This window comes from Anaerococcus sp. HMSC075B03 (assembly GCF_001815585.1).
GTDB classification, from domain to species: Bacteria; Bacillota; Clostridia; order Tissierellales; family Peptoniphilaceae; genus Anaerococcus; species Anaerococcus vaginalis.
In genome coordinates this window covers 86906-105211 of the sequence record NZ_KV821198.1, presented here as the reverse complement: position 1 = coordinate 105211, position 18306 = coordinate 86906, and the positions used below count along the sequence as shown (strand labels likewise).

The following is an 18306-nucleotide window of genomic DNA, read 5'->3' as shown; positions in this document are numbered from 1 at the left end:
TTTATTCCTTTCTGTATATATTTTTGATTATGGCAAATGCCATAAAAAATCCCAAAAATAAACTTGTTACCAAGAGTGCTTTTAAAATATTTTTATCAATTTCTACAAATGCCAAGCCCAAAAGTGATGATGCAATTATTAAGCAAAGTCCTAGAAAAATTATAGCTTGTGTTTTTTGATTTTCTGTTTTTTCATAGGACTTTCTTTCTTCTTCACTTTTTTGGTCGATTATCCTAAAATCCCCTCTTGCAAGTTGCCTTAAAATATTTAGGGTTGTTTGTGGAAATTCTTTTATTAATGAGTAGGTATCATACATTTTTGGTCTTATTCTATCAATAACTAAGTCTGGACTAAAAATTTTAAATACCATAGATTTTGCTATTGGAAGGGCAAGTTCTAGGAATGATTCTTTGTAAACTAATTTTTCGATTAAGCCTTCCAAAATCAGAACTGTTTTTGCAAAATTTGTAAGCTCTGATGGTATTTTTATGGAATAATCCACCAAAAGCGTATAAAAATCTCTAATCAAATCTGCAAGTTTCATTTGATTTAGGCTCATTACCATGTATTTATCCAAAAGTTTTTGAATTCTTTTTTCAAAATCCCCAATTTTTTTGGAATCAAATTCCAAAAGTCCCATGCCAATTATAGCATCAGTTATAAGTTTTACTTCATTAAAACTTGCTCCCAAAAATATTTTCATTATTTGATAGCGATAATTTTCCGATAAATTTCCCACAATTCCAAAATCTATCAAATAAATATTTAAATTATCATCTACAAAAATATTTCCAGGATGAGGATCAGCGTGAAAATATCCATAAGTAAACATTTGATTTACATAAGCTCCTATGATTTTTTCAGCTAATTCTTTTCTAATATCTGACCTTTTTTCATAAACTGACCTTATAGATTTGCCGTCAATATATTCCATTGTCAAAACTTTTTTGCTTGAATATGAATCATAGACGTCAGGAGAAAGGAGGTCTTTTTTTTGAATATTTAATTTTCTGTATTTTTTTATATTATTTTTTTCAACTTCAAAGTCAATTTCTCTGATTAGGGAAAGAGAAAATTCTTGGATAATTTCTCCAAAATTAAAAGATTTTATTCCTTCAAGTTTTATTTCGAGTTTTTTATAAAGATCATTCATTATTTTCAAATCTTCAACAACTCTTTTGTCCATATCTTTTCTTTGAATTTTGACAACAACTTTTCTCTCAAGAGAGCCGACCTTTATAGTTGCCAAGTGGGTTTGGGCAATTGAGCCTGATGCAAGTGGTTTTTTTTCAAATTCATCAAAGACATCATAAATATCTTTTGAAAATTCTTCATAAAAAACTTCTTTTATATTTTCAAAATCTTCTTCTTTTACATCATCTTGTAATTTTTCAAGCTCTGTAATTATATTTTCTGAAAATATATCTCTTCTTGTAGATAATAATTGTCCAAATTTTACAAAAACAGGTCCCAATTCTTCAAACAAACTCCTCAAATTTTTGCCAAAATGACTTTCAAGCTCGCTTAAATCTTTTGAATTTTCTCCCTTATTTTTCAAAAGTTTTCTGCCGTCCAAAATAATATTTAGACTTATAAATTTTTTTATTATCTCAAGTTTTCTTTTTTTGTATCCCATTTTATTCTCAATTTCTATTTTCTATCTTTTCATATTTTATTTTATTTTTCTCCAAAAGTTCTATTGCATAAGGATCAATTCTATAATCATTTGAATAATAAATTTCTTTAATGCCCGCTTGAATCAGACTTTTTGTGCAATTTAAGCAAGGAAAATGAGTTACATAGCAAATAGAATTTTTGACAGGAATTCCTTCTTTTGCACAATACAAAAGTGCATTCATTTCTGCATGAATTGTTGCAATACAATGACCATCTCTCATCGTATGCCCTACTTCATCACAATGTGGATTTCCTTTTATTGAACCATTGTAGCCTGTAGAAATAATTCTATTTTCGCCATTTACAAGAACGCAACCAACATAAGCCCTATCGCAAGTTCCCCTAAGAGCAACCATGTGAGCAAGTTTTATAAAATATTCATTCCAAGTCAACCTATCTTTTGCCATAATTTCACTCCTTATTTTTTTTCTTTATTCTATTTTACCAAATTTAAAATTTTAATCACACAAAAAGACTGAAGATCGACTTCAGCCTTTTAATTTTTTAAACTTTTAATTTTAATTTAAACAAAATATTAAATATTTTAGTAAATACAAAAATCAAAATTGCAAATATTACAAAATTAATTATAGAGAATCCTTTGAAAACAGATTGTTGAAAAATCATCGTTCCACCGCATGCACAAAGCAAAATTATTAAAACTTTCGCAAGATTTTCAATAGGTTTTAACAAAACCATCTTTCCAGATTTTTCTGTTTTTGTTTTTTCTATCAAAGAATATGAAACTGTAAATACAAGCAAGGAAAATATTATTAATCCAGCCAATGCTAAGTAAGAATTATCATAATTTGAAGCAGGTCTTAATACAACTTTAATTATTTTGTTAAAATAAGATTAGTCATTAGGAATTTTATCTTCAATTAAATATATTAAAGACCTTTCATATAAAAATTCGCCTTTGAATAACATATTTAAACTTTCCCATATACTATTTACAATATCAATAAAGAAAAAAGTCATTACGCCTAGTCCAACATGACCTAAAATATTTCCTGCCATAAAACCTACTGACAAAATTGTAAGATAAAGAGCTGACAAAAATCCAAAATTTTTCAAATTTCCTGGAATATATTTGACGCCAGTTTTTAAAATTTCAAAATTTGAAGTTTTTACTATCATATAATTTAAAATTGAGCTTATCAAAACAAATCCAAAAATAATCATAAGCCCAAATATAATTTTCATTAGAAAATCTTTTTTCTTTGTCCATGGATAAGTTCTGGCAAATTCATAATAAGAAGTTGAATGCTCCATTGATGAAAATAAAAATCCCAAAACTAAAACCACAATCATACCCGTAATACTTATAGGAATTGAAAAGAAATTATTCGTTTTTTCCTTCATCTCTTTTGACAAATAATTATAGCTAGTAAGGTTTTGCAAATATTCTCCATTTTTTAATTGATATTCATCATATTTTTTCATTTCCTCTTCACTTGCTTTTGAAAAATTAAAATTATCATACTTGCCATATTCATATTTTTTTGCCATTTTTTTAAAAATAATATCATTTTTTTCAAAGAATTCTTTATCTATTACTACATCTTTTTTGTATTTCTTGCCTGTATTTGCCATGATATTTATTTTATTTGTAACACTAACCAAAGAATCATGTTTTTCTTCCAAGGTATTTGTTTGGAAAACTCCATAAAAAAGAAGGCTAACTAAAACAGCAAGAATTATCCAAAATCCATTTCTTATTGTAAGAATTTTAATTTCTTTCTTAAAGTCTTTCATTATTTACTCCTTCCCTTCTCCCAATAAAAATTATCCTCAATTTTTGATTCCAAAACATCAAATTGCACAATAGATTCATTTCTTTTTATATAATCAAGAATATTTTCCCTATTATCAATCAAAATTGTATAAACTCTTCCCAAATGAAATCGCAAAACAGATTTTTCAAGAATTTTTGGATCTAATTCATCCTTTACAACCACTTGCAACTTAACAAATTTTTCCTTATTTTGATAAAGATTTGTAAGTTTCCCTTCCTTAGAAAGATAAAGAGTTTCATCAGCAACTTTTGCCAATTCCTCAAGCTCGTGGCTTGATGCAAGAACAGTTCTTCCTTCTTCTTTTAAATCCAAAATATAAGAAAGAATAATTTCCTTATTTAAAACATCCATTCCATCAAGAATTTCATCCAAAAGAATTACTTTTGCATTTGTAGAAATAGTAGCCAAAAGCCCAATCAAATTTTTATATCCTTTTGAAAAAGATCTCAAAGATTTTTTTAAATCTATATTATTTTTTTCAAGCTCTTTTTTTGCAAATTTTTTGTTGAAATTCGGATAAATAACTTCATAATATTCAAGCATTTTTTCAACAGATATATAATCAAAATAATCAAACCTATCAGGCAAATAAACAATATTTTCCAATATGTGCTTATCTTCCGCACAAGATTTTCCAAAAACATTAACCTTGCCTAAATCTTTTTGAAAAATATCAGCCATTACTTTTAAAAGAGTAGTTTTGCCAGAGCCATTTCTTCCAACCAAAGCATATATTTTTCCTTCTTCCAAAGAAAAATTTACATCTTCCAAAACCTTATTTTCCCCAAAAGATTTATAAAGGCTCATTACTTCCACAGCCATTAGAGTCCTCCTTGCTCTTTTCATAAATATTTTTAATCTTTTCAAAACTTATTCCATAAAAAATACATTTCAAAAAAATATCGTAGAGTTTTTTCTCGAGTTTTTCTTTTTTTACATCAATTATTTCATCATCTAAACTTACAAAAGTCCCAAGACCTTTTTTTGTAAGCAAAATTCCTTCTTCTTTTAATTTGTTGTAGGCTTTTTGAACGGTAGATTGATTAATCAAAAGAGCTTTTGATAAATCTCTTACAGATGGCATCGTGTCGCCGTCAATCAAAATTCCTTGAGCAATCATTAATTTTGTTTGCTCAACGATTTGTTCATTCAAAGGAATTTGAGATGAGCTATTTAAATCAAACATAAAAACCCCTTCCTATAATTTCTGTATGGTGTATGGTGTATCTCCATACACTTCTTAATTCAATTATAACTAGATTATTTTTCTTGTCAAATATTTTTTTGAAATTTATTTTAAAATTTTTCAAAGAAAAAACCTAGATAAAACTAGGTTTACATTAATGGGGCAAATGGTTTTACTATGAAAGCTATTATTTTTTTATAAATTGGATAAGATTTTACATCGTCAAGGCTTATTTGTTTTCCTATATCAAAACTTATTTCAAAATCTTTTAATATTTCATTTATTACTGGATGTTTGTGAATATAAACTCCACATTCAAAATTTAAATAAAGAGCTCTATAATCTACATTTACTGATCCTACTACTGCTTTTTCATTATCAGAAATCCAAGTTTTTGCATGGATAAATCCTGGCAAATATTCATAAATTTTAACTCCGGATTCAATTAATTTTTTGTAATGAGATTTTGCTAGCATATAGGGAATTTTTTTGTCTGGAATAGCTGGAAGAATTATTCTTACATCCACTCCTCTTTTTGCTGCAAATGTTAAGGATTTTGTCATTTCATTATCTATAATTAAATAAGGCGTCATTATATATGCATAATCTTTTGCTGTATCTAGTATGTGCATATAAATATTTTTGAAAAATCTTTCTTTTCTAATCGGATTATCTCCAACTCCTATCATATAGCCTTGTGACTTTTGTGGATATGTTTGTAAATATCTTTTTAAATCTTCTTTTTCTTCGCTATCCCACAATTGCAAAAACATAATTGTAAATGATTGAACTACTGGGCCTTTTAATCTTATAAAAGTATCTTTCCAATGGCCAAACCTTTCTTCTACATTTATATATTCGTCAGCCAAATTTACTCCGCCTGTAAAAGCTACTTTGCCATCTACTACCAAAATTTTTCTATGATCTCTGTTGTTGTGGTAGGTTGATATAATTGGAATTATTGGAGAAAAAACTTTGCATTTTATTACAAGATTTTCCATCTCTTCTGGAAAATTTTTTGGTAGATTTAAAATTGCATTTGTTCCATCATACATAAGTCTTACTTCAACACCCTCGCTTGCTTTTTTGGTAAGCTCTTCAAGAATTGTCCCCCAAAAATATCCTTGGTGTATTATAAAAAATTCTACAAAAATAAAATCCTTGGCGCTTCTTATCGCCTCAATAATATCATTAACTGCATCATCTCCAACTCTATAATATTTTGCATCATTATTTTTGCTTACAGGATATGAGCCGTAATCATTTAAATATTTTACTAAATTATAAAATTCCTTATCTTCATTTTTTAATTCTTCTACCAAATCTTCATCTATTGTGTGCAGATAATTGGTCTCTTCTTCGCTATCCATAATTGAGCTTTCTTCGATTTTTTTTCCTATATCAATTCTTGATAAGATAAAAAACATAATTCCAAAAGTAGGAAAAGCTGCAATTAGAAAAAACCAAGAAAGTTTTTCGTAAGGATTTACATCCATTGACAAAATCACAAGCAAAGAAATTGCCGCTATCAATGCTGATGATCCAAAAATTAGAGATGGGTCGATTGAAAGATGTCTAAGTATTGCCATAAAAATAAAAATTTGAGCAAGTACCAACAAAACATACAAACCCGCCCTGCCAAAAACAACTTTCAATAAAGATGATTTTGTTTTTTCAACAAATTTGTTATCGTTTAATATTTTTTTAATTTTTTCATTATATTTTTTCATATTGTTATTATACTTTTTCATGATATTATTATATCTAATTTCGCCTTATTTTAAAAGGATAAAAATTTAAAATATTTTTATTAAAAAATCTAACAAAAATCTTCTTATTTGCTTATTTTCATTAATATAACTATAATAGTTCTATAAGAATGAATTAGTATTTTATTTAAAGGAGTTATATGAAATCTTGTACAAATAATGAAAAAATTTTGCTCATTAATGACTTTCTTTCAAGTGGAAATATTGGTGGAAGTCTTTGCAAAAGTGTTTTAAATTTTTATTCTTTTGATATAGATTTTATACCTACAGCTTTAATTTCAAATATGTTTTCTCTAAAACCCATAGAAATTTTTGATTCTAGCGATTTTTTGACCAATACTCTTGAAGTTTATAAAAAGCAAAATAGAAAATATAAGGCAGTTTTTGTGGGCTTTGTTTTAAATTTTAATCAGGCAAAAATAATTTGTGATTTTGTAAAAGAAAATAATCTATTTATGGTACTTGATCCAATCATGGGAGATTCTGGAAAAATCTATAGTGGTCTTGATAAAAATATTGTAGAAATTTATAAATATATGGCAGATTATGCTCATATAATTATTCCAAATCTCACAGAGGCAAGGCTTTTGACTGATAATAAATTTAAAAAAGCTCATGATATTGTAAATTATTATGAAAATATCGGTAAAAAATTTATTATTACAAGTGTTAAAGATGGAAACAGACATTTTATTTTGGCTAAGGATGAAAATTTTATAGAAGAAGATTATAAATTTTTGGACAAGTCTTTTGGCGGAAGCGGGGACTTGTTTGACTCAATTTTTTTGGCAAATTATTTGAAAAATAATGATTTTTTACTTGCAATTAAAAATACAAGGGATATGATAGCTTGTATTCTTGATATGCAAATTAAGATTGATGATAAAGCAAATGATATTAGTATAAATGAAATTTTGAAAAAATTATAGAAAGTGAGGTAGTTTTTTGATTAAAAATAAATATTGGAAAAGGGCCTTGCAAATTGCTTGGCCGTCTGTCTTGGAGTCATTTTTTATTTCTTTGGCAGGCTTAATTGATACCTTCATGGTTTCATCAATTGGTTCATCAGCAGTTGCTGCTATTGGACTTACAACCCAGCCAAAATTTATCGCCCTTTCCTTTTTTATTGCAATTTCAGTTTCAGTTTCAGCCCTAGTTGCAAGAAGAAAAGGCGAAGAAGATAAAAAAATGGCGAACCAAACTATGGTTACTGCAATGATTGTAGCTGTTAGTTTATGTATAATAATCTCTTCAATTTTTGTAATATTTACTCCACAAATTATAAAACTTGCAGGATCATCTCCTGACACTCACGATTTGGGAGTTTCATATTTTAAAATTATAATGGCAGGAATGATATTTAATGTAATTTCCATGACAATAAATGCAGGTCAAAGAGGAAGTGGAAATACACAAATAGCCTTTACAACAAATCTAGTTTCTTCTATTATAAATATTTTTTTCAATTATTTACTTATAAATGGAAATTTTGGTTTTCCAAAATTAGGAGTAAAAGGAGCTGCAATCGCAACAGTTTTGGGAGCTTTTGTTGCAGCAGTTATGAGTTTTTCCTCATTATTTAGAAGATCATCATATATGTCCTTTGGGCTTATAAAAAAATATAAACTTACTTTCTCAAATTTTATATTTAAAGAAATTTTTGGACTAGGCTCAAATATTTTTATAGAAAATATTGCAGCAAGAATTGGATTTTTGGTTACAGCAATTACAGCCGCAAAACTTGGAACAGACCAATTTGCAGCTCACAATGTAGGAATGAATTTGCTTTCTCTTTCATTTTCATTCGGGGATGGTATGCAAGTTGCAGCAGTTGCCCTTACAGGCAATGCCCTTGGAGCAAGAAAAAAAGAAGAAGCAATAAAATATGGAAAAACTTGCCAAGAAATTGGCTTAACAATTTCAATAATAATATCTGTTATTTTGGTATTATTTAGAAAAAATATTTTCAGATTATTTTTTGATGATGACAAAATAATAGCTATGGGCTCTGTAATAACTTTTTATCTTATATTCATAGTTATTTTCCAAATTTCCGAAATAATTTTTGGAGGGGCTTTGAGAGCAGCAGGCGATGTAAAATATACACTTGCCGTAAGTTTGATTTCAATTACCTTTATAAGATCTGCTGCAACATTATTTTTTGTAAATATTATTCATTTGGGACTTCAAGGAATTTGGATAGGAGTTCTAGCAGATCAAGTTTCACGATTTATTGGCTTATGGACAAGATTTAGAAAAGGCGATTGGGTCAATATAGAAATTTAATTAAATGAGATTTTAATTATATATTATAAAATAAAAATATTTTTCACATAAATATTTGAATTTTTCTTCAAATCTGGTATATTATACTTACTATCGGTTAAGATAGTAAGTATATTTTTTTAAACAGGGGGATTAAACAATGAAAATTAAAAAAGTATTACCAGTATTAGCATTAACAGTTGCTTTAGTAGGATGTGGAAAAAAAGCTGACACAACATCAAACGCTTCAAGCACACCAGCTTCAACAACAACTACAGAAAAAGCTGATTCTAACGCTAGTACAATGGATTCAAACGCAGCAAGCACACCATCATCAAACGATGCTAGTACACCTGCTTCAGACGCTGGATCAAATAAATAATTAAATTTTAAACAAAAAAAGAGCAAGAATTTCTTGCTCTTTTTTGTTGAAACTTTTTAAATCAAAATTCAAATTAATTTTTTTAATAAAATTAAAATCAAAAAAATCATCCTCAAAATATTAGGATGATTTTTTGAATTAATCTATAATTAATTATTTATTTGTAATCTAACTGTAGATGTTAAAACATCTGAGTAGCTGTATGATACAGTTCTTTCTGCATCAAAATCATTATTTACTTTTATTGTAAATACACTTGGGAAAGCGTCTAAAATTATACCGCTTTTGGTAACAATTCTTTTTCTACCTTTATCAGCTTTTAAAGTAACTTCTTTTCCTACGTTCTTTTTAACTTCTGACCTTATTTCACTAACTGATTTAAATTCCATATATCCACCTTCCATGCATTTGTATATATTATACAATAAAATTGTGGATAAGTCAAATTAGCGTAATATTATACGCTAGATTAAAATTCTTGTCAAATATTTTTATAAAAGGCTCTATAAGCTGTAAAAGTTGAGTAGAAGTCTGCTTTTGAAATTAATTCTATTGGTGCGTGCATAGATATTACTGGTGTTCCACAATCAACTACATCCATTCCATATTCTGCAAGAATATAGGCGATCGTTCCTCCACCACCTTGATCAACTTTACCAAGCTCTCCTGTTTGGAAAATTACTTCATCTTTATTAAAAGCAAGTCTAACTTCTGATAAATATTCTGCATCAGCATCATTTGATCCGCCTTTTCCACCAGAACCTGTATATTTTGTTAAGGCAACTCCATGAGAAATTTGAGCTGAGTTTTGACTTTCTGTTGCATCTTTAAAGTTTGGATCTTCTGCCAAGGTTACGTCAGCTGATAAAACTTTTGAATTTCTCAAAGCTCTTTTGAATTTAATCAAATCAAATTCTTCTTTTAAATTCATAATTTCTAAAAGAATATTTTCAAAAAATTGTGAAGTCATTCCTGTTGCTCCGACTGAACCAATCTCTTCCTTGTCAACAAAAAGTCCTACCAAAGTTTTTTTAGTTTCTTTTATATCAAGTAAAGCTCTCAAAGCTGCGTATGAGCAAACTCTATCGTCATGGCCGTGGGAGGCTATCATTGATTTATCAAAGCCAACTTCTCTTGCTTTTCCTGCAGGAACTACTTCAAGTTCTGCCGTTATAAAATCTTCTTCTTCAATTCCGTATTTTTCATTTAAAATTTTTAAAATATTTTTCTTTACTGGATTTTCTTTTTCATCTAATAGTGGTCTATTACCAACTATAATTGATAATTGCTCACCTGTTATAACTTCTTTTGCAGATTTTTCCATCAATTGTCTTGATAAATGTATTAAAAGCTCTGAGATGAAAAATACTGGCTCATCTTCCTTATCCCCAATTGAAATATCTACTTTTTCTCCATTTTTTGTAAAAACTACTCCGTGAAGGGCAAGTGGCATATTTGTCCAATTATATTTTTTTACTCCCCCATAATAATGAGTTTTTAAATAAGCAAGGCCGTTTTCTTCTGTAAGTGGAACAGGTTTTAAATCAAGTCTTGGCGAATCGATATGACCTCCAACTATAGCAAGTCCTTCTGATAACTCTTCACTTCCTATGTGAAACATAGCTACAGCTTTATTTTTATTTACTGCATATATTTTATCGCCAGAATTTATTTTTCCAGCCTTTATTTTTTCTTCAAGGTCAACATAACCTGCTTTTTTTGCTAAATTTATAATTTCTTTTGTAGCAAGTCTTTCAGTTTTTCCCTTGTCCAAAAAATCCATATAATCTTTTGAAAGACTTTCTAATTCTTTTTCTTGGTCTAGTGATAAATTTTCCCAGACATTTTTTCTTTTGTACTCTGTCATTTTTTTCTCCTAAATTAATTTCCATATATTTTTTGCATACTCAAGAGGATTATCAATTTCAAGTCCTTCTATAAGTTTTGCTTGGTCAAATAAAATATTTACTATCATTTTAAATTCGTCAGAATTTTCTTTCAAATCTTTTTCTAATAGTTCATAGGCCTTGGAATTTTTGTTTATTTCTAAAACTTTCTCCGCCTTAATATCTGGGGCATTTACTTGAGATTTTAAAGTTTTTTCCATCTCAATTGAAACATCTCCCCTTTGTTTTATCATTGAAATTACATCATCTGATAAATCATCTGAAATTTTTACATCTACTACTTCTTCTGGTAAAATTTCTTTTATTTTTTCAACCAAGTCTTTGTTTTCTTCATTTTCTTCATCATCTTCATCAACTTGATTTATTGATTTAAAAGGAATTTCCTTGTAAGAATTTAGCATTTTTATCAAAAATTCATCTAATTTTTCATCAAGTAATAAAACGTCTCTGTCTTTATCAACTGATTTTAAGGCTGGGGAATTTTTGATTTTTTCTAAATTTTCTCCAACTGTATAGAGGATATTTTCATCTGTTGATTTCAAATCTTTCTTGTATTCGTTCAATGAAATCATCTTATCTTTTCTGTAGGAATTAAATAATAATAAATCTTCTAGCCTATCTTTTTTTCCTCCAAAAGATTCATAAATTGCAACTTTCAAATTGTTGCCAAATTCTTTGAAAAATATTTGGTATTTTTCCCTATCGTCTTTCATCATATCCATTAAGTGAGATCTTATTTTATTGTTTATTTGTTTGGCAATAAATCTTAGCTCTCTTGTTTCTTGAAGGGTTTCTCTTGAAATATTTAGGGAAATATCATCACTTTCAACAACTCCCTTTGCAAAAGAAAATTCATCTTCAAGTAGATCTTCGTGCCTATCTTTAATTTTTACTCCTGATGAATAAAGTTGAAGGCCTTTTTGATAATCTTTTGAATAAAAATCAAAAGGTGCTTTTCTTGGAATATAAATTATTGCCCTAAATTCAACAGTTCCTTCAATATTTAAATGAATCCATGATAAAGGATCATCAAAACCAAAGCCTTGGTCCTTGTAGAAATTTATATAATCTTCATCACTTAAATCTTTTTTGGATTTTTTCCAAATTGGAATTTCAGAATTTAAAACTTCTACTTCCTTATAATCTTCATATTCTGGATTTTCATCAGTAGAATCTTTAGTTTTTCTTGACTTTGTAACTTCCATTTTGATTGGGTATCTGATGTAGTTTGAATATTTTCTTACAAGTTCTTTGATTTTATATTGATTAAGATAAATATCATAGTTTTCATCTTCTGTGTTTTCTTTTAAAAATAAAGTAATATCTGTTCCATTTTCTTTTTTGTCGGATTTTTCAATCTCATAGCTTTCGGCGTTTTCACTTTCCCATTTATAGGCTTGATCATCTTTTTTGGTATTTACAATAATTTTTTTGCTTACCATAAAGGCTGAGTAAAATCCAACCCCAAATTGTCCAATTAAATTATTTAAATCTTCGCTTTCAATTTCTTTTTTGAAAATTTCTGTACCAGATTTTGCAATTGTTCCAAGATTTTCTTCCAAATCTTTTTCATCCATTCCAATTCCAGTATCTCTTATGGTTAAAGATCTTTCGTCCTTGTTTGGAATAATTTCAATATAATAATCTTTTTTGTCTACGTTTTTATCTGATTTTAAATCTTTATAATATAATTTATCAATAGCATCTGAGCCATTTGATATTAATTCCCTAAGAAAAATATCCTTGTTTGTATAGATTGAATTTATCATCAAATCCATTACTTTTTTGGCTTCTGCTTTAAATTCTTTTTTCATAAATCCTCCTTAGCACTTTAAGTTGCTGACTGCTAATATTATACTTACTCTAAAATTTTTTTCAATTTTCTAAATCTTTGGCAAGGCTGAATATTTCAGCTTGAATTTTAATTTTTTCCCTTTTTATTTTTTCAATTTCCTCATTTTGTTTTTTTGAAATTAAAATCGACTGAACAAAATTTGAAATAATAAAAGCTCCAACAAAAACCATAATTTTTGTAGGCGTTTTTGTCTTAGCCAAAGATATAATTAATAAAAAAATCAAAGAAAAAATTAAAGATTTAAGAAAAAATGAAAAAAATGAATTTTTCTTTTTTATTTTTTCCACATTTTCATCTAGATCTTGGAGTTTTTTCCTTAATTCCATAATTTTTTTTAAATTTTTCTCATTCATAACATCACCAAAATAATTGTACCCCAATTCCTAGTATTTTACTTTGATTTTTAATTTCTCTTATAGTAAAATAAATTTTAGACATAAAGGAGGGTTTTTATGGCTTTAGAAGATAGAAAAAAAGAGAAGGTGGAAATCACACACGATATGTTAATCGGTGATATAATCCAAGCAAAACCAGAATCAATTAACACTTTCCTTTCAATAGGAATGGGTTGTATTGCTTGTCCTTCATCTTTGTACGAAACCTTAGATGAAGCTTGTATGGTTCACGGAATTGATCCAGATTTCTTGCTTGAAAAATTAAATAAATAAAAAAAAGACTTTTGCAAATACCAATGCAAAAGTCTTTTTTGATTTTTAATTTTTTTCAAAATATTTTTCCCACTTATTATCATAAGTCCAAAAATAATTTCCTTTTTTTTCTGAATCTTTGTACTTATCAAAATCATTTAAAATTTTCCTATAAGTCTTGCTCATTATAATCAGTGCCAATATATTTGGAACAACCATTAAAGCATTTGCTGTATCAGCAACCGACCAAGCAAATTTCAAACCGCCGATTGAGCCTAGATAGCAAAAAATAATATAAATATATTTGAATAAATCAGAAAGTTTACTTGAGCCTGTCAAATATTTTACACATCTTTGCCCATAATAGCACCAAGAAACTGCCGTTGTAAAAGCAAATAACACTAAAGCCAAAGAAACCAAATATTTTCCCCAAAAAATTGATTTTGAAAATGATTCAGCCGTAAGGGCAGCACCTTCAAGGCCTTGCGTTTTATAAATTCCACTTGTAATAATTACAAGAGCTGTCATTGTACAAATAATCATTGAAGAGATAAAAACTTCAATCGCTCCCCACATTCCTTGTCTAATTGGATGGTCGGTATGACTTGTTGCATGAGCCATGGGTGCAGTTCCAAGACCTGCTTCATTCGAAAAAATCCCTCTAGCAAGCCCCCACCTAATAGAAATTAAAATCCCAGAGCCTGTTGCTCCTCCTGCAAAAGCTTTTGGATTAAAAGCTCCAATAATAATTTCTTTAAAAGCTGGAATTAAATTTTCAATTTGCAAAATAAGAATCAAAATACAAGCTACAATATAAAAAACTGACATTATAGGCACAATTTTTGATGCAAAAGCTCCAATTCTTTTTATCCCACCAACAAGAACCAAAAGCATAAAAATAACAATCAGAATTCCACCAAGATGCAAATTTAAACCAGTCATCGCATTTAAAGATTCAGAAATAGAATTTGATTGAACCAAAGCTCCTGTTCCAATAATTGCAATAAAAGCAAAAAACGAAAAAATTTTCGCCAAAATTTTTGAGCCAGTTCCTTTTTCAATATAATACATAGGCCCGCCAATATATTTTCCATCATCATCTGAAACTCTTGTAGCAACAGCCATAGTAACTTCAACCATTTTTGTTGTCATACAAATAAAACTTGCAATCCACATCCAAAAAATTGCCCCAGCGCCACCAAATCCAATGGCGGTTGCAACTCCTACAATATTTCCAGCTCCAATAGTTCCAGCAAGAGCAGTCGAAACCGCCTCAAAAGGAGAAATAGAATTTTCATCAGATTTTGAATCCTTAACAAGTCTTCCAAAAGTATTTTTAAAAATATAAGAAAAATTTTTAAAAACCCAAAAATTTGACCTATAATTTAAAACTATTCCTCCAAAAATCAAGACGATAATCATAGGATAACCCCACAAAAAATCGCCCAACTTAGCATTTAATTTTATAATTTCCAAAACGGACTAACCTCTTTCTAATTAATATAAGTTTATTCTTATTATTATAAAGGTTTTTTAAAAAAATAAAATAATAATTTATATTTTTTCCATTAAAAAATTTTTTATCCTATAAAAATCCAGACTGTTGACAAAGTATACAAATCCTCATGCTAAGAATATCATACGGAAAAAATTGATTTGATTTCAAATTTTAAAATTCGTCAAAAAACGCACTGTTTGAGCGTTAGCGAGTTTGCGTTTTTAGAATTTTGGAATTTAGAAATCAACAATTTTTGAAGTCCGATATTCGTGCTTGAGGATTTGTCTACGCTCTGAATTTTTATCCTATAAAAATCAAAAATTTTTCCTTGATTTAAACTGTATACGCTCTAAATCAAATTTGCGCTAGGCTTCTTGCAAAATTTTTATTATACATACTCATAACTTTATCAAAAAATAAGCCCACAAGAATATTTATGCCAGCAGTTGGAAGAACTAGGCTTACAAACATTAATTTTATACCAAATCCTTCTGGCAAAGCTCCTGTTATATTCATCAAAAATAAAAATACAAGTCCAGATACTGCTGTTCCAAGAAAATATAGGCTCCCAATCGAAAAAATATTTTCCATTTTTATTTTTTCAAAAAATTTTACAGCAAAATATACAAATAAGGATGAAATAATTTTATCTATAATATTTGGCACAAAACCTCCTGGCGCACTCGTTGTAATTCCTGCTAAAATTCCACCAGCAAGACCTACTGCAAGTGACATTTTAAAATCCTTATTTAAAATAATAATTGTAAAAACACACACCAACATAAAATCAGGTTTTACCATGCCCACAAAGCCTGGTATTAAATGAAGTATTGTTCCTATTGCAAGTAAAATTGACGCTTGAGTTATAGTTTTTGTTTTCATAATTTTCTCCTTTAAATTTTTTAAAATTTTCCAATAAAAAAACCACTTGCTCCAAAGGAGCAAATGGTTGAATTCGCGGTGCCATCCTTTTTATGTAAAATAAATTTCAATAAATTAATAAATCTTACATATCTTTATTCTGATACTAATTTAAAATAATTTCATATCATATCCCTATAACGTGGGAAGACGGCCTCGGGTACTTTTTTCACCTTAGCACTCTCAGATCCATTCAGTTTTACTTCTTTACTTGTTTCCACCACACACAAGCTCTCTATAAAAGATTTATAAAACTTACTTACTTCTGATCAAAGCTTTATTATTTTAACTTATAAGTTATTTTGATTATATATTGAATTTATATTTTTGTCAAATGCTTTGTTAAAGTCAATATAAGCTCCCATAAATTCAAAATCTCTAGTATTTTCATATAAAAAATCCAAAAGGCTCCTAATTCTTTTCTCTTTAATAGAGCCTTCAAAGTCAAAATAAAATACAAATTCGAAATCAGAACCAGGAATTGGAGAAGATTCAAGCTTAGTCATATTTACACCCAAAATTTTAAATTTTTCTACGATATTAATAAGAGAGCCCGGCTTATCAAAAGCTTTTAACCTTACAGAAATTTTGTTTGCCTTTTCATAAATTTTTAAATTTTTGGACACTATAATAAATCTTGTATAATTATTTGATTCATTTTGAATATTTTCGTCAATTATTTTTAGTTTATAAACCTTAGCACAAAATTTTGAGCCAATAGCTCCAAGTTTTTTATTATTTTTCTCTTTTATATATTTGCTCGCAAGTGCCGTATTATAATATTCTTTTTGGATAAAACCGTGTTTATTTATATATTTTCCACATTGACCTAGAGCTTGCGGATGAGAATAAACTGTTTTTATATCAGAAAGTGTTGCATCTAAATGTCCCAACAAATAATGATTTATATCTAGCTTATAATTTCCAATTATAAAAAAATTTCTTTCAAGCATTAGATTATAAACTTCTTTTACAGAGCCAAAAGATGAATTTTCTAAAGGCAAAATTCCAAAATCACATATATTTTCATCTATTGCATCAAGAATTTGGTCAAATTTTTTGTAATAATTTATTTTACCTTTGTGAAAAATAATATGGGAAACTTGATCGGCATAAGAGCCTTTTGCCCCTCCTACGCCAATTTTTCCTTCTTTAGGAAAAATTTCTCTTATAAATTTATCTTGTAAATATTTAGAAAATTTTCCATCACAAAGACTCATCATATAATCTTTATATTTTTCTTTTACAAATTTATCAAGATTTTCCAAATCTTCTTTTTTATAATTTTCTTTTTCTAAATTTTTAATAATTTTTTCAATATTTTCATTCATTTAACAAGTCCAATACAGTTAAAGCCAAAATAGATTCTCCAATAGGAGGAGTTCTAAGGGCAAGGCATGGATCGTGTCGTCCCTTAATTTGCAATATTTTTTCTTTTTTTTCTTTTATAGAAAATGATTTTTGGCAAATATAAATTGACGGGGTTGGTTTGAAAATTAAATCAAAAACTACGGGCATACCATTTGTAATTCCTCCAACAACTCCACCAGCATTATTTGTTATAGTTTTTACTTGTCCATTTTTAATTTCAAATTGGTCATTGTGCTGAGAACCTTTCATTTTCATTGCATCAAGTCCCAAACCAAAAGAAACCGCCCTAAGGGCAGGAATCCCATAAGAAAGATAGGAAATTTTTGCCTCAAAAGAATCAAACATCGGCTCTCCAAGTCCTTTTGGAATATTTTCTCCAAAAACTTGACAAATTCCCCCAATAGAATCTCCATCTTTTTTTACTTTTTCTAAAAGATTTCTAATATCTTTTTCTTTTTTTTCGTCCAAAACAGGGATTTCTTTTTGAGAAATTTTTTCCAATTCATCCATAGAAGGATTTGCCAAATCAATATTTTTATCTTCAATTCCTCCAATATTTTTAATCCTTGATGAAATTTTTATATTTTTTTCTTCTAAAATTTGCTTGGCAATTCCTCCTGCAAGACAAAATGGCGCAGTTAATCTTCCAGAAAAAGGTCCTCCCCCATTCATATCCATTTCATTTCCATATTTTATAAAACTTGTATAATCTGCATGAGATGGCCTTGGAATATCATTTAAATTTTCATAATCTTTGGATTTGTAATTCTCATTTTTTATTATTGCTGTTATAGTTTTAGAAATTATTTTATTATCCCTTACTCCAGAAATAAAATTTATCTTGTCACTTTCTTTTCTTTTTGTGGTAAATTTTGATTTGCCTGGAGCTCTTCTTTGCATAAAATTATTAAGTTTTTCCATGTCAATTTCAAAACCAATTTCCATATTATCCATAACTACGCCCATATATTCTTGGTGGCTTGAGCCAAATATGGTTATTTTTAAATTTTTACCAAAGCTTTGACTCAT

General features: G+C 28.2%; 19 protein-coding genes and 1 other annotated feature. Of the genes, 4 read left to right on the top strand and 15 right to left on the bottom strand.

Annotation, left to right across the window (positions count from 1 at the left end):
* Nucleotide 1 precedes the first annotated feature (1 nt).
* From HMPREF3045_RS07195 to cls, 7 genes are all read right to left on the bottom strand, one after another.
* Nucleotides 2-1636 (bottom strand): ABC1 kinase family protein, encoded by a 1635-nt coding sequence (locus HMPREF3045_RS07195; protein WP_070738295.1) that lies wholly within the window; start codon nucleotides 1634-1636, stop codon nucleotides 2-4.
* Between the two features lie 7 nt (nucleotides 1637-1643).
* Nucleotides 1644-2084 carry a deoxycytidylate deaminase gene (locus HMPREF3045_RS07190; RefSeq protein WP_004838093.1) on the bottom strand — a complete coding sequence of 147 codons (441 nt, stop codon included), beginning with the start codon at nucleotides 2082-2084 and terminating at the stop codon, nucleotides 1644-1646.
* A gap of 97 nt (nucleotides 2085-2181) precedes the next feature.
* On the bottom strand, nucleotides 2182-2463 hold the full coding sequence (locus HMPREF3045_RS09460) for a hypothetical protein (RefSeq protein WP_257244388.1): 282 nt from the start codon (nucleotides 2461-2463) through the stop codon (nucleotides 2182-2184).
* Between the two features lie 69 nt (nucleotides 2464-2532).
* Nucleotides 2533-3435, bottom strand: coding sequence for a hypothetical protein (locus HMPREF3045_RS07185; RefSeq protein ID WP_257244387.1), 903 nt, complete (start codon nucleotides 3433-3435; stop codon nucleotides 2533-2535).
* Entirely contained in the window at nucleotides 3435-4298 is an 864-nt protein-coding gene (locus tag HMPREF3045_RS07180; RefSeq protein WP_070738294.1) for an ATP-binding cassette domain-containing protein, read from the bottom strand. Before HMPREF3045_RS07180 ends, HMPREF3045_RS07185 begins: the two co-directional genes overlap by 1 nt.
* Nucleotides 4270-4662: a GntR family transcriptional regulator gene (locus HMPREF3045_RS07175; protein ID WP_019118200.1), complete on the bottom strand. Its 393-nt coding sequence runs from the start codon at nucleotides 4660-4662 to the stop codon at nucleotides 4270-4272. Before HMPREF3045_RS07175 ends, HMPREF3045_RS07180 begins: the two co-directional genes overlap by 29 nt.
* Nucleotides 4663-4811: 149 nt before the next feature.
* A complete protein-coding gene (gene cls, locus HMPREF3045_RS07170; RefSeq protein WP_083316596.1) occupies nucleotides 4812-6413 on the bottom strand; it encodes a cardiolipin synthase in 1602 nt (533 codons plus the stop codon).
* A gap of 158 nt (nucleotides 6414-6571) precedes the next feature.
* Here cls and HMPREF3045_RS07165 point away from each other — a divergent pair, with 158 nt between their 5' ends.
* The 3 genes from HMPREF3045_RS07165 to HMPREF3045_RS07155 all read left to right on the top strand — a co-directional run bounded on the left by HMPREF3045_RS07165 (nucleotide 6572) and on the right by HMPREF3045_RS07155 (nucleotide 9078).
* Nucleotides 6572-7360: a bifunctional hydroxymethylpyrimidine kinase/phosphomethylpyrimidine kinase gene (locus HMPREF3045_RS07165; RefSeq protein ID WP_070738292.1), complete on the top strand. Its 789-nt coding sequence runs from the start codon at nucleotides 6572-6574 to the stop codon at nucleotides 7358-7360.
* A gap of 16 nt (nucleotides 7361-7376) precedes the next feature.
* Nucleotides 7377-8717: an MATE family efflux transporter gene (locus HMPREF3045_RS07160; protein WP_070738290.1), complete on the top strand. Its 1341-nt coding sequence runs from the start codon at nucleotides 7377-7379 to the stop codon at nucleotides 8715-8717.
* A 139-nt stretch (nucleotides 8718-8856) separates the two neighbouring features.
* Nucleotides 8857-9078, top strand: coding sequence for a hypothetical protein (locus HMPREF3045_RS07155; RefSeq protein ID WP_004838086.1), 222 nt, complete (start codon nucleotides 8857-8859; stop codon nucleotides 9076-9078).
* A 149-nt stretch (nucleotides 9079-9227) separates the two neighbouring features.
* Here the strand turns inward: HMPREF3045_RS07155 and HMPREF3045_RS07150 are convergent, their stop codons facing one another.
* The 4 genes from HMPREF3045_RS07150 to HMPREF3045_RS07135 all read right to left on the bottom strand — a co-directional run bounded on the left by HMPREF3045_RS07150 (nucleotide 9228) and on the right by HMPREF3045_RS07135 (nucleotide 13193).
* Nucleotides 9228-9467, bottom strand: coding sequence for a Veg family protein (locus HMPREF3045_RS07150; protein WP_019118205.1), 240 nt, complete (start codon nucleotides 9465-9467; stop codon nucleotides 9228-9230).
* Nucleotides 9468-9559: 92 nt separating this feature from the next.
* Entirely contained in the window at nucleotides 9560-10945 is a 1386-nt protein-coding gene (locus HMPREF3045_RS07145; protein WP_070738288.1) for an aminopeptidase, read from the bottom strand.
* Between the two features lie 9 nt (nucleotides 10946-10954).
* Nucleotides 10955-12799, bottom strand: coding sequence for a molecular chaperone HtpG (htpG, locus tag HMPREF3045_RS07140; protein WP_070738286.1), 1845 nt, complete (start codon nucleotides 12797-12799; stop codon nucleotides 10955-10957).
* Between the two features lie 61 nt (nucleotides 12800-12860).
* Nucleotides 12861-13193 (bottom strand): hypothetical protein, encoded by a 333-nt coding sequence (locus HMPREF3045_RS07135; protein WP_070607354.1) that lies wholly within the window; start codon nucleotides 13191-13193, stop codon nucleotides 12861-12863.
* Between the two features lie 99 nt (nucleotides 13194-13292).
* Between HMPREF3045_RS07135 and HMPREF3045_RS07130 the strand changes: the two genes are divergently transcribed.
* Nucleotides 13293-13508 (top strand): DUF1858 domain-containing protein, encoded by a 216-nt coding sequence (locus HMPREF3045_RS07130; RefSeq protein WP_004838081.1) that lies wholly within the window; start codon nucleotides 13293-13295, stop codon nucleotides 13506-13508.
* 45 nt (nucleotides 13509-13553) lie between these two features.
* Here HMPREF3045_RS07130 and HMPREF3045_RS07125 read toward each other — a convergent pair whose 3' ends face one another.
* From HMPREF3045_RS07125 to aroC, 4 genes are all read right to left on the bottom strand, one after another.
* A complete protein-coding gene (locus tag HMPREF3045_RS07125; protein WP_083316595.1) occupies nucleotides 13554-14963 on the bottom strand; it encodes an alanine/glycine:cation symporter family protein in 1410 nt (469 codons plus the stop codon).
* 376 nt (nucleotides 14964-15339) lie between these two features.
* Complete coding sequence (locus HMPREF3045_RS07120; RefSeq protein WP_070738284.1) at nucleotides 15340-15867, bottom strand: tryptophan transporter; 528 nt, start codon at nucleotides 15865-15867, stop codon at nucleotides 15340-15342.
* Nucleotides 15868-15919: 52 nt separating this feature from the next.
* Nucleotides 15920-16188 (bottom strand) — a binding site (T-box leader).
* 8 nt (nucleotides 16189-16196) lie between these two features.
* The gene (locus HMPREF3045_RS07115) at nucleotides 16197-17237 is read right to left on the bottom strand and encodes a prephenate dehydratase (RefSeq protein WP_070738283.1); all 1041 of its coding nucleotides are present in this window, start codon (nucleotides 17235-17237) and stop codon (nucleotides 16197-16199) included.
* Nucleotides 17230-18306 (bottom strand): chorismate synthase, encoded by a 1077-nt coding sequence (aroC, locus tag HMPREF3045_RS07110; RefSeq protein ID WP_070738281.1) that lies wholly within the window; start codon nucleotides 18304-18306, stop codon nucleotides 17230-17232. The genes HMPREF3045_RS07115 and aroC overlap by 8 nt, the downstream gene beginning before the upstream one ends.